Origin of the sequence: Streptomyces sp. NBC_00012 (assembly GCF_045040875.1) — a bacterium.
Classification (GTDB): domain Bacteria; phylum Actinomycetota; class Actinomycetes; order Streptomycetales; family Streptomycetaceae; genus Streptomyces.
This window is the reverse complement of record NZ_CP108310.1, coordinates 85,180-107,023: the sequence shown is the minus strand read 5'-3', so window position 1 is coordinate 107,023 and position 21,844 is coordinate 85,180. Positions and strand designations below refer to the sequence as shown.

19 protein-coding genes and 6 pseudogenes are annotated in these 21,844 nt (G+C 68.4%); 8 read left to right on the top strand and 17 right to left on the bottom strand.

The genetic code is table 11. The annotated features are described in order from the left end of the window. Positions 1-174: 174 nt before the first annotated feature. Positions 175-633: a GFA family protein gene (locus OHA19_RS39435; RefSeq protein ID WP_405753416.1), complete on the top strand. Its 459-nt coding sequence runs from the start codon at positions 175-177 to the stop codon at positions 631-633. Between the two features lie 233 nt (positions 634-866). Here OHA19_RS39435 and OHA19_RS39430 read toward each other — a convergent pair whose 3' ends face one another. Both OHA19_RS39430 and OHA19_RS39425 read right to left on the bottom strand, forming a co-directional pair. Further along, positions 867-1,100 carry a transposase gene (locus tag OHA19_RS39430; protein ID WP_331750562.1) on the bottom strand — a complete coding sequence of 78 codons (234 nt, stop codon included), beginning with the start codon at positions 1,098-1,100 and terminating at the stop codon, positions 867-869. A 60-nt stretch (positions 1,101-1,160) separates the two neighbouring features. Then, positions 1,161-2,210, bottom strand: a complete 1,050-nt coding sequence (locus OHA19_RS39425) for an IS110 family transposase (RefSeq protein ID WP_331750565.1) — start codon at positions 2,208-2,210, stop codon at positions 1,161-1,163. Positions 2,211-2,731: 521 nt separating this feature from the next. Here OHA19_RS39425 and OHA19_RS39420 point away from each other — a divergent pair. Together OHA19_RS39420 and OHA19_RS39415 are read left to right on the top strand one after the other, a co-directional pair. Beyond that, on the top strand, positions 2,732-3,208 hold the full coding sequence (locus OHA19_RS39420; RefSeq protein ID WP_331750567.1) for a hypothetical protein: 477 nt from the start codon (positions 2,732-2,734) through the stop codon (positions 3,206-3,208). Between the two features lie 298 nt (positions 3,209-3,506). Beyond that, positions 3,507-3,770, top strand: a pseudogene (locus OHA19_RS39415) (DUF5107 domain-containing protein); the annotation flags it as partial. Here OHA19_RS39415 and OHA19_RS39410 read toward each other — a convergent pair. Continuing rightward, positions 3,765-5,288, bottom strand: a complete 1,524-nt coding sequence (locus OHA19_RS39410; protein WP_331750569.1) for a phosphatase PAP2 family protein — start codon at positions 5,286-5,288, stop codon at positions 3,765-3,767. The pseudogene OHA19_RS39415 and the gene OHA19_RS39410 overlap by 6 nt on opposite strands. 365 nt (positions 5,289-5,653) lie before the next feature. Between OHA19_RS39410 and OHA19_RS39405 the strand changes: the two genes are divergently transcribed. The 3 genes from OHA19_RS39405 (at position 5,654) to OHA19_RS39395 (ending at position 7,053) form a co-directional block, all read left to right on the top strand. Further along, positions 5,654-5,959, top strand: a complete 306-nt coding sequence (locus OHA19_RS39405; RefSeq protein WP_331750572.1) for a hypothetical protein — start codon at positions 5,654-5,656, stop codon at positions 5,957-5,959. A gap of 246 nt (positions 5,960-6,205) precedes the next feature. Next, complete coding sequence (locus tag OHA19_RS39400) at positions 6,206-6,502, top strand: hypothetical protein (RefSeq protein ID WP_405722854.1); 297 nt, start codon at positions 6,206-6,208, stop codon at positions 6,500-6,502. A gap of 305 nt (positions 6,503-6,807) precedes the next feature. Continuing rightward, complete coding sequence (locus OHA19_RS39395; protein ID WP_266624218.1) at positions 6,808-7,053, top strand: hypothetical protein; 246 nt, start codon at positions 6,808-6,810, stop codon at positions 7,051-7,053. Between the two features lie 138 nt (positions 7,054-7,191). On the opposite strand, the gene OHA19_RS39390 is transcribed toward OHA19_RS39395, so the two are convergent. From OHA19_RS39390 to OHA19_RS39340, 11 genes and pseudogenes are all read right to left on the bottom strand, one after another. Then, positions 7,192-7,728, bottom strand: coding sequence for a helicase associated domain-containing protein (locus OHA19_RS39390; protein ID WP_331754688.1), 537 nt, complete (start codon positions 7,726-7,728; stop codon positions 7,192-7,194). Further along, a pseudogene (locus tag OHA19_RS39385) lies at positions 7,702-7,920 on the bottom strand (helicase associated domain-containing protein); the annotation flags it as partial. The gene OHA19_RS39390 and the pseudogene OHA19_RS39385, both read right to left, overlap by 27 nt. 379 nt (positions 7,921-8,299) lie before the next feature. Then, complete coding sequence (locus tag OHA19_RS39380; RefSeq protein WP_256260440.1) at positions 8,300-9,325, bottom strand: serine hydrolase; 1,026 nt, start codon at positions 9,323-9,325, stop codon at positions 8,300-8,302. Between the two features lie 90 nt (positions 9,326-9,415). Further along, a complete protein-coding gene (locus OHA19_RS39375; protein ID WP_405722857.1) occupies positions 9,416-9,544 on the bottom strand; it encodes a hypothetical protein in 129 nt (42 codons plus the stop codon). Between the two features lie 91 nt (positions 9,545-9,635). Next, the gene (locus tag OHA19_RS39370) at positions 9,636-9,851 is read right to left on the bottom strand and encodes an integrase core domain-containing protein (protein WP_331750578.1); all 216 of its coding nucleotides are present in this window, start codon (positions 9,849-9,851) and stop codon (positions 9,636-9,638) included. 128 nt (positions 9,852-9,979) lie between these two features. After that, positions 9,980-10,263 (bottom strand): annotated as a pseudogene (locus tag OHA19_RS39365) (putative immunity protein). 39 nt (positions 10,264-10,302) lie between these two features. Next, positions 10,303-10,617: pseudogene (locus tag OHA19_RS39360) on the bottom strand (virginiamycin B lyase); the annotation flags it as partial. A gap of 7 nt (positions 10,618-10,624) precedes the next feature. Then, positions 10,625-12,088: an NF041680 family putative transposase gene (locus OHA19_RS39355; RefSeq protein ID WP_405722860.1), complete on the bottom strand. Its 1,464-nt coding sequence runs from the start codon at positions 12,086-12,088 to the stop codon at positions 10,625-10,627. 966 nt (positions 12,089-13,054) lie between these two features. After that, a complete protein-coding gene (locus tag OHA19_RS39350) occupies positions 13,055-14,188 on the bottom strand; it encodes an IS630 family transposase (protein ID WP_331754066.1) in 1,134 nt (377 codons plus the stop codon). 40 nt (positions 14,189-14,228) lie between these two features. Continuing rightward, positions 14,229-14,762, bottom strand: coding sequence for a nucleotidyltransferase domain-containing protein (locus tag OHA19_RS39345; RefSeq protein ID WP_331750582.1), 534 nt, complete (start codon positions 14,760-14,762; stop codon positions 14,229-14,231). A 94-nt stretch (positions 14,763-14,856) separates the two neighbouring features. Beyond that, positions 14,857-15,519 (bottom strand): GPP34 family phosphoprotein, encoded by a 663-nt coding sequence (locus OHA19_RS39340; RefSeq protein ID WP_331750583.1) that lies wholly within the window; start codon positions 15,517-15,519, stop codon positions 14,857-14,859. Positions 15,520-15,831: 312 nt separating this feature from the next. Between OHA19_RS39340 and OHA19_RS39335 the strand changes: the two genes are divergently transcribed. Further along, positions 15,832-16,428 carry a hypothetical protein gene (locus OHA19_RS39335; RefSeq protein WP_331750585.1) on the top strand — a complete coding sequence of 199 codons (597 nt, stop codon included), beginning with the start codon at positions 15,832-15,834 and terminating at the stop codon, positions 16,426-16,428. Between the two features lie 397 nt (positions 16,429-16,825). Here the strand turns inward: OHA19_RS39335 and OHA19_RS39330 are convergent, their stop codons facing one another. Continuing rightward, positions 16,826-17,476, bottom strand: a complete 651-nt coding sequence (locus tag OHA19_RS39330; protein ID WP_331754063.1) for a hypothetical protein — start codon at positions 17,474-17,476, stop codon at positions 16,826-16,828. Between the two features lie 1,236 nt (positions 17,477-18,712). On the opposite strand from OHA19_RS39330, the pseudogene OHA19_RS39325 reads away from it, so the two are divergent. Then, a pseudogene (locus OHA19_RS39325) lies at positions 18,713-20,148 on the top strand (NF041680 family putative transposase). 150 nt (positions 20,149-20,298) lie between these two features. Here the strand turns inward: OHA19_RS39325 and OHA19_RS39320 are convergent. Both OHA19_RS39320 and OHA19_RS39315 read right to left on the bottom strand, forming a co-directional pair. Then, a pseudogene (locus tag OHA19_RS39320) lies at positions 20,299-20,643 on the bottom strand (recombinase family protein); the annotation flags it as partial. A gap of 23 nt (positions 20,644-20,666) precedes the next feature. After that, complete coding sequence (locus tag OHA19_RS39315; protein ID WP_331750587.1) at positions 20,667-21,731, bottom strand: hypothetical protein; 1,065 nt, start codon at positions 21,729-21,731, stop codon at positions 20,667-20,669. Positions 21,732-21,844 lie beyond the last annotated feature (113 nt).

Genomic DNA, 21,844 nt, shown 5'->3' with positions numbered 1-21,844 from the left:
CGACGCCCCATCAGACACTCACACACCCAACAACGTGACAGAGCCATTGAGAGAGATCTTCATTCGCGTAGGACACAGCACGGCCAGGGCCCGGGGCCCGATTGCCATCCGAAACGGGCAGCGGCGATCGCGGCCTGTTGCTGCCCGCCGTGAGGAGCAGGGACTGTCAGACTGATGGGCTCAACTCGACTACGTTGCTGCGGAGATCACCTGATGAACGCCACCCCCGAGGGAGTCGAAGAGCGCACTGGTGGATGCCTGTGTGGTCGGATCCGCTTCACCGCCACGGGCCCAGCGGCATACCCGCACACATGCCACTGTGACCATTGTCTGAAGCTCGGTGGGTCCCCGGTAATGTGGTGGGCCGGCTTCGAGCGGGTTACGTGGACGGGCGAGGGAGGTGAGCCGACCTGGTTCGAGACGTTCCCGGGCAAGGCCAAGCGCGGCTTCTGTCCCACCTGCGGCACCCGAGTCGCGGCGGTCGACTGCGACATCCCGGAGACCGGCATCAACGTCCCGGCCCTCGACGACACCAGCGGCGCGGACCTCATGCCGGTCAACGCTTCCTTCCGCGAGAACGCGGTGCACTGGATGCCGCCGGTGCCCGATACCCAGCACAGTCCCCTCGGCTAACCCTCAGTCCGCGCGGGTGTACCTGTCAACACGCTACTGCTGCAGCAGGCCCCTGCCGATGAGAAGTAGGCCGACACCCGCACCGACGCCGACCGGCGGGCCCTGCGGTGTTCTGGACCCACGTCAATCCGTTCGGCTCGCTTTGACCTGGACCTGGCCACCCAGACCGCAGCAGTTTGGGCCGCGTACGCCCCGCGGCGAGACAGCCGTCGCGGGGCGTGAACGGGCTGGGCTCAGTTGGCGCCGTGGATGACCGTGCCGTTGCGGGTGGTCGTCATCTTGTAGGGGCCGGCCTCGTCGGTCTCGGCCCGCTTGACCCAGGTCCGCAGGGCCTCGGGATGCACATCGAGCTGGTCAGCGATCCGCTTCACCGCACCGGTCCGCACGGCAGGGTCCTTACGGGCCTCAACCACCATCCGGGTCGCGCGCTCACGCAGTTCGTCGGAGTGCTTACGGGGAGCAGCCATGATCGGCATCCTTCCGGGTCTTCGATGTCTCCATCAAACCCGGGGTGCCTCTGTGTCTTGTCAAGTCCCGTGGTTAGGGAGCGACTTGGCTTTTCGCTCATCGGCGATCATGACGCGCCACACGTGGTCGGCCAGGCGGCGTTTCAGGCACCGCTTCGCTTCCTTCGGCGTCTTACCCTCGGAGAGTTTGCGCTGGTAGTAGGCGTGTCCGGGTGATTTCGGCATCCGTATTTGCACGACCGCGATGGTGTGGAGGACGGAGTTGAGCTGGCGGTCGCCGGAGCGGGAGAGCCGGTGGCGGGCTTTGTCCGCGCTGGCGATCTCCACCGGGGCGGCACCGGCATAGTTCGCGAATGCCGCCGAGGTGGAGAAGCGGTGAGCCCGTCCGGTGCGGCCGGTCAGCCGAGCGGCCATGACCGGCCCGATGCCCGGGGTGTCCATCAGCGTGCTGCTCGATGCCTCTACCAGGCTCTGCATCCGGGCAGCGTTGTCCGTGAGCTGCTTGTCCAGTTTCCGGATCTCGGCGACCAGGTCCCAGGCGATGTCCTTCCGGACGGTCTCGATATCGCCGGCGGGGCGGACGGATCGCAGCAGTTTGGCGGCCAGGTCCGCGGACAGCTGGGTCGGGGCGCCGCCGGGCAGCAGGTCACGCAGCGGCGCGTGGAGCTGGTTGACCGTGCGCACCCGGGCCTGGGCCAGGTTCACACGCCGTTCGTCCAGGAGGGCCAGCGCCATGGTGTGATCCTCGGGCGCGAGATCCCGCCCTTCTCCCTGCAGATAAGCAACGGTGGCTGCGGCCGCTGCGTCTATCTGGTCGTTCTTACGCCGTCCACCGCGGGAAAGTTCGCGCACCCGGCTGGTCGCCGCGGCAGGCACGTCGACGACGCTCTCACCGCGGGCGATGAGCCACTGGGCGAGATGCCGGCCCAGGCCGTTGGCGTTCTCCACAGCCCACTTCCGCTGTGGCCACCGCTTGGCCCAGGCCAGCAGCCGCCGGTAGTCCGCCAGACTGGCCTCGATCCGCATCGACCCGACCTGCTGGTTCGAGACCGGCTCGACGGCGGTGGCGGTGTGGGTGGACTTGTGTGGGTCGACACCGAGCAGTATCACGGGACCTGATTCCTCACAGTCGCACGACGGGGACAGCCACGGTCGACACGCCGACTTCCGGAACCAACCTGGCCGGGACACGCCTCTGTTGAGTCAGACCGCGGACGGACACCGGACCGGCGACATACCCCGGGAGAGCCAGCCCCGAAGAGCGGCAGACGGTTCACGTGTCACCCGGACCGGCGTCCTACGGCACGCTACGAGCGGCCAACCCGACCGCGTCCCGCTTTCCCCATATGAGTCGGCGGTTCAGATGGCCGTAGCCTGCATCGGCAGGGTGGTGGGCGGGGTTCAGGCGGTGACGCAACACCTCAGACTTGACAGGGAAGGCCAGTGCCTGGGTGAGCTCTTTTCGGTGGGGATTGACAGCCCACACTATGCCCGGTTCCCCCGCGGCGACTGGACCAGGTCCGTTAGAATCCGCCTGTGTCAGGACGCTTGCGAAATACTTCGGACGCCCTTCCCGGCGGCGGGCGGGCCACACTGTGACGAGCGGTGGAATAACCGAGGCCGAAGGTCCGGTGAATCGTCCGCCGGGCTTTTTCGAGCAGCCGATCTGGACCGGGCTCGGGCTCCTGGTCGTGTGCGCCGGTCCCCTGATCCTGCTGGCCGGTATCGGCGGGTACGTCCCCGACGACGACAGGCTGGGCGTCGTTGTGACCGGCCTCGTCTGGACCCCTCTCACCGTGGTCGTCATGGTCCTGGCCATCGTCGGCACCGTGCGGGACCAGCGCGTGTGGCGAGACCTGGACACGGCTGGCGTGCGCGTCACGGGCAAGGTCACGTCCGCACAGCGCGTGTGGTGTGGCGAGGACGACCGCTGCACCAGGGTCCGGATGCTGGTCACCGTGCCGGGCCGGCCGCCGTTCACCACGAGCCACCTCGTCGCCGGGGAGGAGATCATCGAAGTCGGGACGGGCATCCCGGTCGACGTGCACCCGACGCGCGACCTCTTCCGCCTGGTCGCCGACCCGCCCACGGGTGGGGCGTCCCGGTAGTCCTCGCCCGCGCCGGACTGCCGGCGCTGGAACGGCTGATCAGCCTGGACGCCGACCGGATCGACATCGGTCGCCAGGCCGTCACTAGGCCTGGCGACGGACCGGCGCCCGCGCCGTCGACGGCGTCGGTCTTCGATCTCCCGGTCGGCGTCAGTGACTGGGCTCCCATCGCTCTTGGTCCGGGATTCGATGGTTGTGGTCGAGAAGCAGCTACGGGAGATGGCATCGGCCCGGTCGGCGCCGGGATCACGAGCCGCTCGTTGCCATCCGCGAGTACCTCGGCCAGGACATCAGCAGGCAGACCGCACCCGCCGACCCGCTCACCGAATGCCACCTCGGGATCGCCCAGTGGCACGACGACCGCGCCCAGGCCGTCCGCAGGTGGGAGCGCGGCCTCGCCGTCGCTCCGTCTCGCTGGCCGCTGCTGCGCTATCTGGCGGTCGCCGCCCAGGACAGCGGTCAGGTTCCCTGCGCCGCCGACCTCTATACCGAGGCGTTTGACCTCTGCGGCGAACGCCGCGACGAGGATTCCTGGTCCGCCGCCCCGGTCTCTTTGTCACAGGGGCATGGGGCAGTAGGCCGTGAGCGCTTCTGTCAGCTTGTCGATCGTCAAATCCGTTCCTGAGTAGGCCACTTCACCGTCGTACGCATACGGGGTTCCCGGTGCCAGGCCGGCGATCCGTACTCGATGCCGACGCACCGCCGCATGGACGGGGGAGCGGGTCAGCGGACCGGCCACCGCTGCTGCTAGCAGTCGCAGCCCTGGAGTCCGGCCGCCGTGGACCGCTCTGATGTCCAGCAGGCCGTCCGCCAGGTTGTGCCGCCGTCCGGGAGCGGGCCCCACCCGCTGGAAGAGCCCGTTGCCCACGAACAGGAGCCACAACGGCCGCCGCTTTCCCTGCAGTTCGGCAGCCAGCGGGCGTCGACCACGCAGTACTTCGAAGGCTGCGAGGACCCCGGCGGGCCAGCCGCCGATGCGGGGCGCCCAGCGCTCCCGGGTCCGCACGAGCTCCGGATAGACCCCCAGGCTGAACGCGTTGAGGAAGTAGCCGTCCGCCCCGCCCGGCCCCTCGGGACCGGGCCGGAACCGGCCCAGGTCCACCCGGACCGCACCCCCCGAGGTGAGGGCGGCCGCCGTGTCGTGCACCGTCTCGATGCCCAGATCGTACGCGAAGTGATTGAGCGTTCCGCCAGGAAAGACGGCGAGCGGCATCCCGTGCGTCGCCGCGACGGGCGCCGCCAGATTTACCGTGCCGTCACCCCCGCAGACCCCCAGCGCCCGGCCCCGGCCCGCCGCCTCGGCCAGCGCCCCTGACAGCTCGTCGGGCGCGCACTCCACGACCTCGGCCAGCGGCAGCGCCTCGCGCACCAGCGAAGCGGTCGCGGTGGCGGTCCCGGACTCCTGGTTCACCACGACGACCAGGTCCTTGCCAGCGGGCAACGGCGGAGCCGCCGCCGGCGGACGGCCCGGTGCGGGTAGCTGACCCCGCGTCGGTACGACCCCGCGCAACGCGAACGCCGCCCCTATGCCGAGCGCCACACCGGCCAGCACATCGCCCGGATAGTGCACACCCGTGTAGACGCGGGAGGCGGCCACGGCCACCGCGACCGGGGCGACGACCGCGCCCCAGCCCTTCGACTCAAGGGCGACACCCGTGGCGAAGGCGGCCGCGGACGCCGCGTGCCCGGACGGAAACGACGTCGTGAACGGCCGCCGCTTGAGCTGCCGCACCACCGGAACCAGGTCCAGTATCGGCCGCTCCCGGCGCACCGCCCGCTTGCCGACGGTGTTGATAGCGGCCGAGGCGACGGCCAGCGACGCGACCCCGCGCAACGCCGCCCGGCGTGCCCGCGCGCTGCTGCCCAGTGCCGCCATACCAGCCGCGGCGCCGAACCAGAGAAGTCCGTGATCGGCGCTGCGGCTCAGCCGGGGCAGCACCTGATCGGCGCCCGGCCAGCGCCGGCCGGCGACGCTGCGGAACAGGGCGAGGTCGCGGCTGTGCAGCAGGCCGCGCAACCGGGCGGGGACGGCAAGGGAGGCGGAGAAGGGAAGGGAGGGGCTGCTGCTCGCAGTAGACATGAGTCAGCGAATACCCGGCCCGGACCGGATGAAGCGGCAGACGCGCCGAGACACGGGCGGTGCCATCGTGACCGGGCTCGCCTGGTGGAGCCAGCGATAACCGTCGGGCCCGCCATCCAAGCGGATGGCGGACCCCTCTCGCGCCCGCCGTACTGGTGATCGGTGTCGTTTTATCGGTGGGTGTTCGTCGTTGTTTTGTCAGTGGGTTGGTGGTGTTTCCTGGCTGGTGGTGAGGGTTGCTGGGTTCTGACAGTGGATGCCGATGAGTGACTGTCGTTTTTTGCGGGGTGTGGTTGGTCGGTTTGCTGCTGATCGCTATCACCCCGCTACGACCCGTTGCGGCTCCGCGCTGTGAGGTTTGTGAGGTGGGGCCCGCGCCGGTCCTTCCGAACGCACTGGACCAGCCCGCCGACGCGCAGGACGATGGAGACATGGGCGAGCACGACCACGACCAGGACGATGTCGCCGGACCGGCGCGGCCGCCGTTGAGCGCGGCCCGCGCCCGGCAGATGACGGCCGGGCTGCGCGAGGCGATGGACGACGTTCGGCGCTCCGTGGCGGTGCTCGCCGCCCGGGGCCGCGACGCGCATGCTGCCCGCGTCCGGCTCCCGCTCGGGCACAGCAGCTGGGAGTCGTACTGCGACGCGGAGTTCGGCATCAGCCGCGCGTAGGCGTACCGGCTCCTGGATGTCGCCCGCGCCCTGGCCGCGATCCATGGGGCCGTCGCCGCGGGCCCCGGCCTGTCTCGCACGCGAGACACCGGCCCGGCCGCGGCCGGGCTCGACTACGGCCTGTCCCAGCGCGCCCTGATCGCCGCCTCCGCCCGTTCCGGCGACGTCGCGGAGCTGATCACCCGCCGCCTTGCCGCGCTCGCCCACAGCGGCCTGAAGGCCCTCGATGAGCCGACAGTGCGCGCGGTGGTCCGCCAGGCCGTCCGTGACGTCCGCACCGCCCCGCCTCCGCCGCCCGCCGATCCGCCGGCGGAACCTGCGCTCGCCGCGCTGCGCGCCGCCGTCGACGACCTCGCCGCCAGCACGCACGCGATCGGCGAGCTGATGCTCGAAGTCGCGCCGGCCTACCTGTCCGACACCGACGCGGCCGACGTCCTCGCCCTGTTGTGCGAGGAGATCGGCGAGGAACTCGACCACGGCCTCGCCGCCCGCCGCTACGCGATCACGTCCGACCGCCGCGCCCTTCATGGCACCGTCCTCTGAGCTGTTCGCCCTTTCTTGTCACGGGTCAGTGAATCTGCACAGTGGTCACGCTTGTGACCTGGGGTTGTGCAGGTTGGCTGAGCGGGTTAGTGGCTGTGCTGGCTCACTGAATCTGCGCAGAGCACGGAGTGGGCCAGCGGTCTGACCTGCAGAGTTCCTAGCTCCGGGTCCGGTTGCGCAGGTTGGTTGGTACCGCGCAGTTTCACTGGTCCGCGATACCAACCAAGCGGGAAGAGGCCCGCCGTTGTTGAGTTTTCGGCAGAATTGTCAGCGGCTGCCGGGCACGTAGGGAGAGGGGCGACGGCATGACCGACCGCCAGGCGTTAGGTTTGGTGTTGTGCTTCCTCCTCGGGGCGTTTATCGCATTCCTGTGGTCGGAGGGGTTCAGGTTCGGCGCTCTCGCTATCGGCCTGATCGCCGGTTCGCACATCTATGACTGGATGGATGAGGCGTCAGCAGATGAGGCAAAACGTCCAGCATTGACCGTATTCGGAGAAATCGCCGGGATTGTCAGCGCGCTGATCGCCCTTGGCCAGCTCATCAAAAGCTGAGCCCGATCCCCGACCAGCACGGCATGAGCCGGCAGACTGCGGCGGCAGGGCGGGGCGCCGTCGGGCTCGGACGGCCGGGCGCGAAGCACCGCACGCAAAAGGGCCGAGCACACTGCCCGCCCCTCACGCGCTCCCCGTCTACCAGCGCATCCCGAGTTCATCGAGATCCGCCCGGCGGTGTTGGGGGAGTTTCGCGGCGCGTTTGCGGACGTTGTCGAGCCACGTGCCGAGTTTGACCACCACGCCCCCGCCAGCGCCGTCCTGACGGCCTGCCGTGACCGCCTCCCCGCCCAGCTGCTCAACGTGCTTCCGGGGCACACGCAGGTGTCCCTCACGGGCGTGGAACAGCCGGGCCGCCGCGAGGTTGGCCGCCCACTTCGTATCCTGCGTCTGCTTCACTGGCCGCTCGTCCTCCCCGGCCGCCTGGAGTCCGAGGGTGTTCTCCAGGATCCATTGCTGTGCGGGCAGAAGCTGTTCCCATCCGAACCGCTGCGCCGTGACCCAGCGTCCGAGGTCTTCGCCCTGGACGACGACGTCGCCCGCGGCCTCCGGGAGGGTGCCGCCGGCCTGGACGTGGTTCTGGACGAGGCGGTGGCAGCGTTGCCACCCGGTGTCCCATACCGGGCACCACCCCGGATCGATCGCGTCCAGCTCATCCCGCCGCGCCTCGGTCATCGCCCCGGCCGCCGACCGCACAGGCCGGCCGGCCGCGCGCAGCTCCTCGTTCTCCCGCGCCCTACGCGCCGCCGCCCTCGCGTTCTTCGCCCACACCCCGGTCGGATGCCCCTCCCACGTCGCGGTGGTCGGCGGGAGGAAGTGCCCGTGGGCGGCGGCATACTCGCGGGCGACGGCGACTCCGTCCGCCCAGGCCGCGTCCTGCTCCCGCCGGGCGTGAGGCTAGCGTTCTCCCCGAAGGCCGTCGGCACCGGAGCGAAGGCCGTTCGTGCCGGGTTCGGACCGCGCGGCGTGGTGACCGACACGACCGCGCGACCTTCATCGGAGCCCTTTCTCAAGGGGTCGGTACAGTGAGCTGTTTCCGACCTGATTGCCGGGCGGGCCGAGTTGGCGCCGAGCCGAGTGTGGGAAGAGGCGAAGCTCCTGCTAGGTGGGTTGTCGACCCAGCAAACTATCTGCCCGGAGCATCGTGTGCTTGTCTACCCATCAGGGCTCGATCCTTCCAGTTCCACCCTTCGATGCCTGTCCGGTCTGCTGAGCGCCCGGCGTCGCGAACGCGGCACGCGGCTGCTCAGTTGCCGACCAGGGCGTCGTGGATGGCCCACCCCATGTCGCCGGCGCACCAGCTGATGTTGCCGAGGACTGCGACGTCCAGGCCCTGCTGCGGGTAGTGATAGAGGCGGGCGCTGGCTCCGTCCTCCTCGCCCGTGTGGCCCCAGCGGACGATGGTTCCTTCGTCGTCGAGGATGTGGGTGAGGCCGAAGCCGTACATCCACCGGTAGCCGCGGACCTTCTCCTCACGCTCGTCGACCTGCGGGGTCAGAGCCAGGCGCGTGGTCTCCTCGTTCAGCAGCCGCCCGTGGCGCAGTGCGTGGGCGAAGGCCGTCAGATCGGCGGCGCTACAGGTAGCCCCTCCGTCGGCGGCGGCCCCGGGGGTGGTCGCGTAGTGATTGGTCCGGTACGGGGTGGGGCTGCCGGCGGTGGTGAGGTATCCCTCGGCAATGTCCGGCCCCAGGTCGTCCAGGGCCGGGAATCCTGCCGCGCTCATTCCGGCACGGGCGAATACATCGTCGGCGATGACCTCCTCGAAGGAGCGGCCGGTCACCGATTCGATGAGCAGGCCGAGCAGGATGTAGCCGGCGCCGTTGTACAGATGACGCTCCCCGGGAGGGGAGTGGGGCTGCTTGCCGGCGAACAGCGACAGGTAGTCCTTGTTGCTCCGCAGCAGGTAGAGCGGGTGGGAGGAGGTCAGGGCGGCCCATTCGGCCTCCCAGTCGTCGCTGCCCTCCTCGAACCAGTCGCCGATGCCCGCCGTCATCGTCAGGGCGTGGTGGACCGTGACACGCGGATCGAGCTGGGGCATGTGCTCTTTCACGAAGCCCACCAGCGCGTCGTCGAGGCAGACCTGCTTCCGCTCGACGAGCTGCAGGACGGCCACCGCTGTGAACATCTTGGACACCGACGCCACCCGGAATCGCGTGTCGCACGTGTTCGGTATGGACCACCGCCGTGACGCCATCCCGAACGCGCGGGTGAATACCGGCTCCCCGTGACGCGTGACCCGGACCGTGCCGGAGAACCCCCTTTCCTGCGCCACTGTGGAGACGGCCTCCTCCAGGCAAGCCAGATCGAATCCGTCAGCCCTCGTCACGATCGTCACCGCAGACCCCTCACAGAAGAAAGTTCACTAGTCATCGGTGATGATGATCGTCACCAGTCCGCCTGCGAGCAACCGCTTTACCCTGACCGCACGCGCCGCGGGGAGAGTGTCGCCCCAACCCGCCTCGGCCGCCGGTCCGTTGACCGCGACGTACATTCCGTCACCTCGCGGATCGCGTGTCGACGGTATCCCCTCCGGCCCCGCGGTTGAGCTGTTCCGGGTTTCGTAGCGGCTGGTTTGTGTGGTTTCAGGCGGCGTCCGTGGTCGCCTGGGATCGGTAGTGCTGGGCTTCGAATTCCTCGGGCGGGAGGTAGCCGAGTGCTGAGTGCGAGCGCTCGGTGTTGTACCGGCCGACCCACTGCTCGATGCCGGTGCGGGCTGCGAGCCTACGGGCGCGGCCCGCTTGCGGCGGGAGGGCGCCACCCCGGTGCGCAAGGGACGGCCGTGGGGTCTGTGTGACCACTGTGCCGTCATGGTTCCCGATCGGCCGCGGTAGCCACTCGATGTCGAGCTGGCCGCAGGACGCGAGGGCGCGGCCCGCGCCTATGCGCTCCGCCCTTGGGGCGGAGCGGGGGCGTGTGTGGCGGTCTCTCAGCCGGTGGCGCGTAGGGAAGCGTCCAAGGTACTCATGAGTTGCGCAACGCGGTTCCCAGCGGTTGGCGCGAGAGGGTACCGGGAAAGAACAGCGATCAATACCGGCGTGGCACGTTGCCGAGCTTGTTCGATCAGCATGCTTCCGACTGCGGGGTCGTCGCCTGCGCTCAGCTCGGCAGTGCGCGCGGACGAGGATCAGCGGGAACGGCTTCCTCGAACACGGGAAGGACTTCCTGAGCGCTCTCTGCCACGTAGCGCGCCACAACTCGCAGCTCGTCCATGGTCAACTCGAAGTCACCAGACACGTGGTCATCCCGGGGCTACGGTTCCACCCGCGCGACCTTTCCCGCCTCAAGGGCCACCCAGAGAGCGCCGTCGGGACCCAGGGTGATGCCGTGCGGCTCGGATGACGGTGACGGCAGGCTGTACTCGGCGATCTCGCCGCTATCGGTGATGTGGCCAATGCGGTTGGCTCCCCATTCGGTGAACCAGCAGTCCCCGGTGGAGGCCGCGGCAATGGCGTGGGGTTTGGCCGTGCGGTCGGGGAGCGGAAACTCCGTGATCCCGCCATCCACTGAGATCTTGCCGATCTGGCCCGCTGCGATCTCGACGAACCACAGGGCGGCGCCGTCAGCTTGTCGTTTATCCAGTTCGACGCGGTTTTGTGCCGACCTTGTGGTGGGCGGGACGGCTGAACGCTTCACCGGTGGCGAGCATTCTGCCCACGTCATGACGGGTGGTTGGGCGGCGGTTCTTCGAACCCGGTGGCCGACCTGGCCCGGGCCGGGACGGTTTCGGTGCACCGGCTGGGGAACCGGTCCTCGTGCGCAGGTTTCTGAACCCCCTGCGGACGCGGGCTGGTGTCAGTTTGTTCGGCTCGGCCGGCTTCTCCCAGGGCCGCCGCAGATCGGTGGCCAGCGGGCGGGCCAGCCGGAGCTGGGCATAGGCGGCGATCACCAGCCATGTCCACCGGTCGGCCGCTTCCGAGCTGCGAAGCCGGGGCTTCGTCCACCCGAGCGTCTGCTTGAACAGGCGGAACGTGTGCTCGATGTCGAAGCGACGCAGGAACGACTGCCAGCAGCGGTCGACATCTGCCCCGGTGGCGCCGGTGCCCGACCACCACAACCAGACCGGCTTGTTCACCCCACCGCTGGGCAGCTTCTCCACGACCAGGCGGATGACGGTGCCCTCGATGATGGGCAGCGGGCCGTCGTAGTCGATCCAGGCCGCCCGGCGGGTGAGTCGCGGGTGCAGCCGATCCCACGCTTGCGCGGTCGCTTTCCCATAGAGCCGGGTGTCCGTGGTCGTCACAGCCTGCTCGGCTCCCCATGTGCTGGGATCGCCGAAGACGAACTCGCCGCCGTGCTTGGGCGGTCGGCCGCCCTTGGGGTCGTAGACCCGCGGCGGTGTCGCCCGACGCATCACGCGGTCGGAACGGAGCCGGCCGAGGATTTCGACGGGCAGTCCGTCCAGCAGGTGGGCGATGCGCGGGGCGTCGTAACCGGCGTCCAGTACGACCAGGACCTCCGGATCACCTGGTTTCCACTGGCCCGCGGCGACGAGCCGCTCGACGACCTCGCGGATCTGCACCGTGGTCACCGCGGCGACGTCGGCGCCGGGCTCCAGACGGACCGCGTCCAGCACCGCCGTCCACGAGGTCCGGCCGGTCTCCAACGCGGCCACGATGGAGTACGGCCAGCCCGGCACCATCTGGTGTTTGCCCTCGCCCCGGCCGAATGTGTGGCAAAAGGCCCTGTCAGCACAGGTGTTGGCGTCCGGCCGCAGCCACGGCGAGACATCCACAGCCAGCACCAGTCGGCCATCCGCCGCCCTCGGCAACGGCAGCCCGGCCAGCGCCCGACGCAGCCGGCCCACATCGATCCGCCCCTGGTTGAGCCCGCCGTAGAGGGCTCCGTGTCCGCGGCGGTGTTCAGGCGCGAGCGCGAGGTCGACCAGCGTCCGCACCGGCCCGTCCGCGCACAACAGTGCGTCGCATAACTCGAACAACGCGTCGCCTCGCGCGGTCATGCACGCGTACAACTCCGACCGGAAGTGTGACACTTCCGCGAACGCGTCCCGCAAGACACTCTGATGTACCAAGCTCACAACCACGGCCTTCGCGCTGTTCCTCTGCCTCTGTGACGGAGCACAGGATCAGACGAAGGCCGCCTACGTGTCCGCTGGACTGCGAAACATCGATCAAGTTCGAGGCCCCGTTCGAGTCGGCCTGAACGGAGAGCCGCACATCCCCAAACACTGTTGTTCCTGACCTTCAACGTTGTCATGATCGTGAAATGAGCAGCGACAGAACGAACGACATCCACCAATGGGGGCGATCTCTGTTCGAGCGACAGCAGCACCCAGTGACATGGGCCGGCCACGTCCTTGAGGCAGCTTCACTGAGTCTGGGAAGGACTCCTGAGATCGAAGCAGCCCTGGAGATGGCCGCTGACCAAACGCAGTGGAGTCGTGGCCGCGAATTGTTCGATCGCGTTCGCCGGAGCAGTCTGGGCAGCGAAGACCGACTCGCGGAACATCTGTTCTTCCGACTCGCTGAGCTGGTTGGCAAGCTCGCACACAACGTTGCAGGGCCCTATCCGCACTTCGACCATCACGCCGGCTGGCAAATCGGGCCCATTGCGTATCGCCTCGCCAGCGAAGTGCAAGATCCGGCACTCCAGGACCGGCTAGCTTCCGCGCTGGGAAGCTGGCCAGCGACAGGCCCCGGGACCGCACCGTAACTGGCCTGCGACGTTAAACGACAAGCTGACCCTCAACGACGCCCAGCGGCCAGACGAGGCGGTGGCCGAGTTGCTCACCGTCGTCACCGGGCACGCCGAGGTCACCGACCTCGGGCGGTGGGCGGTCGGACTGCGTGGCCTCGCCCAGTGGCTCGCCGACGGCCGCCCCGAATAGGAAGCACCTACCCTGCACAAGGCCAGAGCAGGAGGGCCTTGGCGGGTGGGCGTGTCCGCCGGAGCTTCTCCACCTCACCAAGATCCACGAGCCATAGCATGCACCGCCACGACCACCAAGATCAAATCAACCTAACGAAGTACTACTAGTGCCGCATCAGGCAACGTTTGCCCTGTCGACGACGGCGCGTAGGCGCCGGTCGTCGGCATGGCGGTTTCGCCAGATGATGTAGCGGCGGATCATGCTGCCCTGTTCCTTGTGGTTGGTATGGTCGGTGCCGTCGAGGGTGAAGTAGCGCAGGGCGGTGAACTGGGCCTCGATGCGGTTCAGCCAGGAGCTATTGGTCGGGGTGTAGGCGATCTCGACGTTGTTCGCGGCCGCCCAGGTGCCGACCCGCTGGCACCTTTTCGTGGTCAGGTGCGGGGAGAAGTTGTCGCAGACGATCGCGATGCGGACGTTGTCCGGGTGGAGGCGGCGCAGGTAGCGGCAGAACTCCAGGAACTGCGTCCGCTTCTTGACCGGTTTGATGTGGCCGTAGAGCTTGTCCTTGGCCAGGTCCAGGGCGGCGAACAGGTGCCGCACTCCGCCGTAGCGGTTGTAGGTCGCCCGCCGTCGTCGGCGTGGCTCGCGGTCGGGGTCTTTGTGCTTGCCGCCGCGCTCGCTCCATTGCCGGCCCGGGTGGGGCATCAGATTGAGCGGTCCGAACTCGTCCATGCAGAAGATGACTTCCGGCTCGCCGTCCTCGGGTGTCACCTCGCCGTCGGCGATCGCGTAGAGGTGTTCGACGCGGGCCTTCTTGGCCGCGTAGTCCGGATCGCGGGAGGTCTTCCAGGTCTTCAGGCGTTGAAACGAGACGCCTTCCTCGCGGAGCAGGATGCGCAGGCCCTCGTGGCTGATGTCGTCGACCACCCCCTCGGCGACCAGGAAGTCCGCCAACTTGGTCAGGCTCCAGGTGGAGAACGGCAGGTCGTGTTCGGTCGGCTTGGACGTGGCGATCTTCTTGATCTCGCGGCGCTCAGGCAGCGTGAACGTCCTGGGGCGGCCGCCCTTGTACTTCGGATACAGCGACTCGAAGCCGTCGGCGTTGAAGTTGTGGATCACATCCCGGACCCGGTCGTCGCTGGTGAACGACACCTCGGCGATCTTCGCCACCGGCATGCCCTGCGCGGAGAGCAGCACCATCTGGGCCCGCCGCCAGGTCACCACCGACCCGGTGCCCCTGCGGATGATCCGCAGTAGCCGCCGCCCCTTGTCGTCGTTGATCTCACGGACGCGTACTTGTTCTGCCACGGTCGGACGGTAACGGACGGCCGATGCCCAAGAACCTCACTCAGACCGCTTTGCCCTGTGCGCGGAGGGCCGCCTCCAGACGGGCGATGTCTTTGGTGTCCTTGACCCGCCGAGGCCGGGAAGGATCCCAGACGGGCGTCATTCGTTTGATCTCGATCTGGGCCTGCGGACTGACGATCGCGCACTGCAGACCACCGATACGGCCCGGCCCGGCATCGAGCATTCCTTCGGGCCAGGGCGCACCGGCCCAGGGGCCCCCGGCAACCACCACACGGCCGGCCGTATCCCTGTCCAGGAGCGTAAAGCTGCTCTCCAGACCGTCCTTGACGAAATCGAACTGCAGGTCAGGCGGCGACCCCGGGACCGGTTCGTAGCAGCGTTTCAGTAATCCTCCTGCCAGATCACCGGCATCGTCCGCCCAGGCGAACCAGTCGATGTCCTCATGGTCTCGCGTGATCTCGCCGAGGAAGAAGTCCATGGCCCATCCACCTCGGAGCCACAGCGGGATCCCAAGAGCTCTGGCAACCTCCACGGCCTCAGCGATCACGTGGAGCTGTTGATCAGCGCGTCCCATATCCACAGCCAGGCAGGTTACCCAGCAACGGCCTTACCCAGCACATCATTTGCCCCCACACGCACAGAGCGGGCGAACGTTGCCTGATGCGGCACTAGCTGCCGACCGCAGCGAATGTGACCATGGTGACCGCGACCATCGCCACCTGCATGTCGCGGATGGCGGCGCGGACGCTCTTGGCTGCCCATTGCCCTGTGGCGACCTCCGCCATCCGCGCGGCAACCAGCTTGCGCTGGCTGTCAGGGAAGGCCAGAGCGTGCAGCTTGGCGGAGTGGATCAGCGCGATGAGGCCCGCTGTCCGTGTGTCAGGCTCGGCGCCGTCAAGCACGACGGCCCGGAGCCGGTCACGCAGTTCGCCCTCGATCGCGCCGTCGGCCTCGGGGTAGCGGCGTATGGGGAACACGCCGAATGCCTTGCGCTTCTCCTCTACGACCACCCCGCGCTTGCACAGGCTTTCGAGAGCCGCTGCGACGGCCTTGGGCTGCTCCTTCGTCAGCCACTCCGTCACTCGGCGCTTGCTGCGACCCCGCAGCCAGATCTCGATCAGTGCCGTCCGGCTGTCGAGTAGCTGATCCCCGGTCGGAGTCGTATCTGTCAGTTCGAGGTATTTACCTGCAACTGAAACCCGCCCGGCCAGGACCAGTTCGAGCAGGATTCCCCCCGACACTGCCCAGCCGGCCGCTTGCCGCTGTTTTGCCGATCCGGACTCGTCGTCCAGGGACAGCAGCATGATCTCCTCAGCCAGTGTGATCGCCATACCCGCTACCCCCGTATGCTCTGTGATCACTTTCTCATCCGATCAGACGCCCGACCCCCCCCCGGAGAGGTTCCCTGCGCACTCCGACTCCCGGCCGTCCGTCTCGGATCAAGCCTGGAAACGGCCTGAACCGAAAGAAACGGCCTGGACTCGGGCTACGCTCCATGCGGCCGACCCGCGCAGCGACGCCCTGGTCGATGGGGTCGCCGCCGGAGCCAAGGCCGTTCGCGGTTGCGGGCAGCGGGCCGTTCTACTGCCCGGCGGTGCATACGCGGAGCCCTACGGGCAATTATAGGAAACGGAGCAGACGTCGTGAGTGATGCAACCGGGTCGGTGCGCACATACCGCCTCTTGCACGGCAAGCGGCTCGCGATGGGACTCAGGGGCGAACCGGGGGTGCTCGTAAGCACCTCAACCCCGCCGCCGCTACCAGGGGCTGCACCGGTCACGCATCCGTTCGCCACCGCGACGTTCCACGTGGCCGAATGCGAGGGCGAGCTCGGAGCGCTCCTGCGCGAGGCATCCGATCTCCATGCATTCCTCGACGCTGCCGAGCGTTCCGGCTACGCGGTCGAGGCGGTCGAGGACCGCACGGCACCATTGCCACCTGCCGCAGGCGGCAGCGACGCGGCATCCGAGGGCGTCGACCGGCTCATAGTGGTGGGCAGAGCGCACTTCGCTCAGCTCAGGACCGACCCGGTGCTGAACGTCATCGAGCTGCCCGACGGGCTCGGCGTCTGCCTCGTGCACGCCGTACGCGGCGGAGGCAAGATCTACGTTGCCCCCGACGAATCGGCGCTGTTCGCGGGGTCAGCGGTCGACTTCGAGACGGGCCTCGACGCGTTCCGCGACGGCGCCCGCACGCCGCTCGAGAAGTTCGACAACAACGGCAGCGGCACACAAGGGTGACGCCGCCGCCCTTGCCCGCGCTCCGCCCCCTTGACGCTAAACACGGATTGTGCTTGTCGGAGCCGAGGTGGTCGGTGATCCCGACCACCGATCGGACAGCGGCAGCCACTTCGTCAGCCGCTGAAGGATGCCCCCTCATCTGTCAGCCGAAGGTTCTCGGCCTGCAGCCCGCACCACCAACTCGTGGATCAACTGACCGTCAACCGTCGCCGACTGCTTCGGCTCAGGCGTCTCGGCGGTCTCGGCCTCCGTCACGTGCTCACTGGACACCGATGAATCTTCCTGGATCAGGGATTGCACCGAACACTCACAGCCACCCCGGAGGAGACTGTGGCGGAGGAGGAGAGCGGGGGCGGCCCGTCCGCGTAGGCGGCGGGGCCTGCCGCCACAGGCGCGCTCAGCCCGTGAGGAAGGCGCCCTCGGAGCAGGGGCGGCAGACGAAGACGTAGCCCAACTGGCCGCCGAGGTTCATCGCGGTCTGCCGGTCGATCCCCTCCTCCAAGTGTGCCGCGAATTCCGTCGTGCCGGAGCAGGAGGGGCACCCGGGCAACCGGTCGTCGTCCAGGTAGGAGGGGCTGCCGCCGAGCGATCCGAGCACCTCGCGTTGCTTCCCGAACCGCTCGCCGGGCTCCCGCTTCCACCCTGAACGGGCGAGGTCGTATGCGTCGGGCGGGAGATCGTCGCCGTCATCCTCCTCGGGTTCGAGCGTCACGACCCGGGTCGTGATCGCCGACACTGCGGACACCAGTGTCACGCCCCTCTCGGGTACGGCCACCGGTACCAGTCCCGCGGGCGGGAAAAGAAGGACCCGATTCGCCCCGGAGGTCGCGTCCCACAGGTCGCAGGCGCCCGGATCGTTCTGGCACACGAACACCGACAGGACGCCGTACTCGACCGGCAGATGCGCGAAGAACTGCATCGGCCCTCCGCAGTAGTCGCCGCACACCGGCCAGGTGAACCCCTCGGGGGCCAGCGGCACACCCCCGGTACGTGGCACGTCTGCATCGGGCGCGGCCGTGCCGTCGTAGATCATCAAAGTTGCCTGCATGGAGGAAGGCTACGGGCAGTCGGCAGCTCAGGATCCAGCATGCACAGTGCGCCGTCGCGGATCATCCCGATGTACCCCGAGGAGGGGGCACTCCACGAGCTCGGCGACGCCGGCGGCGGTAAACGGGTCAAGGACCGCGCGATGCTGATCCTCAGTCAGTTTTCCGCGCTTGTGCACGGCCCGTGCGGCGATGGCGCAGGCGGACTTGCTCTGTGTGAGAAGGCCCTCGCGGAATGCTCCGAGGCGGGCACCCGGGCCGCCCTGGTGTCACCGGCGGAGGAAGCCTGGTTCAATATAGCGAGCGCGTCCGCCGGCAGGGCCGTGGCGGACCTGATGTGGCGGGCGGTCGTGGGATCCACGGGGGGTACCACCTGTGTCGTGCGGACAGCGGTCAGGCTACGGTCCGGGTCGGACAGGGCTCCGACGGCTGGGGCAGCCCGCGTGACACGGACGTCACAGTGCCGTTGGACTGCACGCCCCCGAACCGGGCTCGTCCTCCTCGATCAGGAATCCGGGTGGTGGCGGCGGAGGCAACCGCGGTCCCTGCTCCAGAAGGCGGCGGAGGTGCGGTGGCACCGGAGCTTTGACAATCGGGCTTGCCGGACCACGCTCCGGGAAACAGGCCATCATACCGCTGCTGACGTGTACCAACCCTATCTCCGGTGAGCCCCCCATGGGGGGCGCGTGTTCATACTCAGTCTCTTGTCCACAGTTAACGCAACGCATGTCTCACCCCTGCTCCTGGGCCGGGCACCGCAAAATCGTGGCTCCTTGGTCCGCCAGCGGCGGCTTGATGTTCCTGGGGCTCGCGCAGCCCCACTACTTGGTCGTCGACGTTCCCCGGGCGGTTCCACGGGCGGCGTCGCCGCCACCGGTGGACTGCACGCTGATGCCCGCGGTGGCGGTGTCCTCTCAGGGTTCAGCCCTCGTCGACGTACTCCCAGGAGACCGGCGAGTTCGGTCATCGAACACAGCGGAGACCGCCGCCGAAGCCCGACCACGGGTCGGCCAGCCAGAGGCCGTCGCGCGGGGCTATTCGCTCGGCATCATCCAGCCCGTGCCGCGCCGCGCGGCTCCCACCTACCCTAAGCTTGTCCTTTATCTTCCGGCCTCGAACGGTGTCTCGAACTGGGTCGCTCACCTGGGGGTTCGTCGGACGTGGGGGCGGCCTTCGTCTGATCCTGTGCTCCGACCAAGGTGCACGTGACCAAGACGAAGGCCGTGAGGGTGAGTCTGCTGTCTGATGCTGTCCGGGGGGAGGCGTTCGCGGAAGCGTCACACTTCCGGGGAGAGTTCTACGAGTGTCTGACCGCTCGGCGTGACGAGTTGTTCGAGCTGGCGGACGCGGTGCTGTGTGCGGACGGTGCTGTGAAGTCCCCGGTGGACTTGACGCTGCTGCCCGAGCATCGTCGTGGTCACGGAGCGATGTACGGCGGGCTGAACTACGGCCAGCTCGACGTCGGTCGGCTGCGGGCGGCGCTGGCCGGGCTGTCGCTGCCGCGTTTCGATGGCGGGCGCCTGGTCCTGGCGGTCGATGTGTCGCCGTGGCTTCGCTCGGACGCGCCGTGCTCGGCGGAGCGCCTGTTCTGCCACGTCTACGGCCGGGCGAAGACGGCATCGCAGTTCATTCCGGGCTGGCCGTATTCCTTCGTGGCCGTGCTGGAGCCGGGCGCCACGTCCTGGACTGCGATCCTGGACGCGGTGCGGCTCGGCCCGGCGGACGACACGACCGCGATCACCGCCGCCCAGTTGAGGGGTGTCGTCGAGCGGCTCATTGCCGCGGGCCAGTGGCAGGCCGGGGATCCGCATATCGTGATCGTCAGCGATGCCGGCTACGACGTCACCCGCCTGGCCTGGGTCCTGCGCGACCTGCCGGTCGAGCTGGTCGGCCAGGTCCGCTCCGACCGCGTGATGCGTCTGCCGAAACCGCCGCGGGTCTACGACCCGAAGGGCGGCCGGCCGCCCAAGCACGGCCCGGAATTCCGCTTCACCAAGCCGGAGACCTGGCCCAAGCCCGCGGTCACTACGGTCACCGACACCACCAACTACGGCAAGGCCGAGACCCAGGCATGGGACCGGGTCCACCCAAGGCTCACCCACCGCTCCTCATGGCTCGACCACGACGACGAACTGCCATTGGTCGAGGGGACGTTGATCCGGCTGAAGGTCGAGCATCTGTCGAAGGACCGGGATGCCCCGCCGGTGTGGTTATGGTGCTCCAAGACCGGCGCCACCCCGGACGACGTGGACCGCTTCTGGCAGGCATTTCTCCGCCGCTTCGATCTGGAGCACACCATTCGCTTCGCGAAGCAGCCCTGGGCTGGACCACTCCGAAACTCCGTACTCCCGAGGCGGCGGACCGCTGGACCTGGATCCTGATCGTCGCTCACACCCAGCTCCGGCTCGTCCGGCCGCTCGCCGCGGACCTCCGCCGGCCCTGGGAGAAACCCGCTACCTCCGACCGGCTCACCCCGGCCCGGGTCCGCCGGGGGTTCAGGGACATCCGCGCTCACCTCACCTGCCCGACCCGTGTTCCCAAACCCTGAGGCGCCGGCCCCGGACGGCCACCCGGCGCCAAGAACAAACACCGGGCACCCCGCTTCGACGTTGGCAAAACCGTCAAACGCCCCGAGACCCTCAAGGCCATCGGCAAGCCCGGAAGATCTTGGTAGATAAAGGACAAGCTCAGTACCTGTGTCTGAACCTTGGCCGAATGTTTGCCCAGGTCAGGATTCGAACGGGGCGGGCTTGGGCTGCTCCGGCGGCGACATCAGCGGTTCCGCTGACGGCCTTCCGGTGGTGATGGCCCTGTTCTCCCGAAGCTACGGCGAAGTGACAAGTAGCAGGCGAGGGCCGGGGACTTCGCCGGCTTGGAGGGCGGCGAAGTCGGCGGGGGCCTTCTCGGCAGCTTCGGGGTACGCCTCGCGTTTGGCGTGCTCGGCCGGTGCCCGGTAGATGCTGGCCACCGAGGGGTTGCGCCCCTTGCGCTTGCCGGTGGGGATGATCAGGTCGGGCTGGATCTGCTCGACGGACTCGCCGTTCGCGCGGCGCCGCAGCACGGTGTGCAGCATGTCGTCGGTGATGACCGGCGGTCGGCCGCCATGCTTGCCCTTGCGAGGGGCGGTGTCGAGCCCTTCCAGTGTGGACTCGCGGATGTTCTCCCGCTCGGCACCCTGCGGGACATGGCAGCTCAGCCAGCGCGCGCAGTCCACTCCGGCGGCGTCCACAACCGGGCATTGGCGCTGCCGACCTGGATCAGCATTCCGGTATGTCGATCCTGACGCGCCGGGCGGAACCCGTCGATCGCGAACACCTGCTGTCCGCTGGTGATGTCGACGCCCTGCAGACCGGCCTCGTCGGCGATCAGCAGATGCTCTCCGTCGGTGAAAAAGCCGAAATCGCCGACCGGCCAGGGGAACGTCGCGACCGCCTTGATCCATCGGACGCCCGGCGAGCGCAGTTCGATCGAGGTGGGGTCGAGAACGTGGACGGTACCGCTGCCGGCATCATCCCGGTCATACACCGCGATCCGCCCGTCGTCGATCCACACCACCGGCCAGTTCCACTCCGAGACCTCGGGATACACCGCATAGCTGGGCCCGTCCTCGGACTCATACGGGTTGTCGTGCAGCCAGGCGGTCAGGCTCCACACCGCCGGCATCCCCCACGGCTGCCACACCCAACCGCCGTCGTAGACACGAGTCCCGTCAGGACTCAGCGACAGCGCGCCGTGGAAGTAATCGAGGTCGTACTCCGCATCTTCCTCATCTCTATCCGGGCTGTCCCGCGCCGTAAGCACCTCGCCGGACGCGAGATCGGTGACATCCAACCGGTTCCAGTCAGTGCGATGGACGACAACCGGCCGGCCACCGTGTTCGGCGAACGCCAACGCGAACGGGACGGTTTCACAGCAGTAATCCCCGCCGTCCAACTTCAACGCTGGCGAACCGGTGGTGAGATCGACGACGGTGCCGTACCGACCGCGGTCTTGAACCACCGCCGCCCAACGGCCACATCGAGACACATGAAGCCGCAGTCCAACGCCGCCACCGTATTCGGACGCCAGCCTCTCCTCCCGATACCGGGCCACGTCCTGCACCTCGCCGGTCGTCGGCGTCCACCGCGCCAGCCGTCCGTCCTCGGACAGCACCAGCCACGCCGGCCCCGCGTCACCGAGGGCCGCTGGCAACGCTGCCACATCCACGACCGGCCGCAGCGCGTCGGGAACTGCCACGTCCACCGTGATCGTCGCCATATTGATCCCCTCGGTGCGCCCGTGTGACCCCCCGCGGCAACGTGAACAGCAGGTGATACGACACCGTATCGGCAAAGTCGGTGAGCGCCGCGATGCCGGTCACCGGCCTGCGG

Excerpts from the sequence above, each read along its gene's own strand:
- OHA19_RS39435 (WP_405753416.1), top strand. The coding sequence starts at position 175 with ATGGGCTCAACTCGACTACGTTGCTGCGGAGATCACCTGATGAACGCC.
- OHA19_RS39430 (WP_331750562.1), bottom strand. The coding sequence starts at position 1,100 with ATGGCTGCTCCCCGTAAGCACTCCGACGAACTGCGTGAGCGCGCGACC.
- OHA19_RS39410 (WP_331750569.1), bottom strand. The coding sequence starts at position 5,288 with ATGTCTACTGCGAGCAGCAGCCCCTCCCTTCCCTTCTCCGCCTCCCTT.
- OHA19_RS39395 (WP_266624218.1), top strand. The coding sequence starts at position 6,808 with ATGACCGACCGCCAGGCGTTAGGTTTGGTGTTGTGCTTCCTCCTCGGG.
- OHA19_RS39390 (WP_331754688.1), bottom strand. The coding sequence starts at position 7,728 with ATGACCGAGGCGCGGCGGGATGAGCTGGACGCGATCGATCCGGGGTGG.
- OHA19_RS39375 (WP_405722857.1), bottom strand. The coding sequence starts at position 9,544 with ATGTACGTCGCGGTCAACGGACCGGCGGCCGAGGCGGGTTGGGGCGAC.
- OHA19_RS39345 (WP_331750582.1), bottom strand. The coding sequence starts at position 14,762 with ATGGGACGCGCTGATCAACAGCTCCACGTGATCGCTGAGGCCGTGGAG.
- OHA19_RS39340 (WP_331750583.1), bottom strand. The coding sequence starts at position 15,519 with ATGGCGATCACACTGGCTGAGGAGATCATGCTGCTGTCCCTGGACGAC.
- OHA19_RS39330 (WP_331754063.1), bottom strand. The coding sequence starts at position 17,476 with ATGCAGGCAACTTTGATGATCTACGACGGCACGGCCGCGCCCGATGCA.
- OHA19_RS39315 (WP_331750587.1), bottom strand. The coding sequence starts at position 21,731 with ATGGCGACGATCACGGTGGACGTGGCAGTTCCCGACGCGCTGCGGCCG.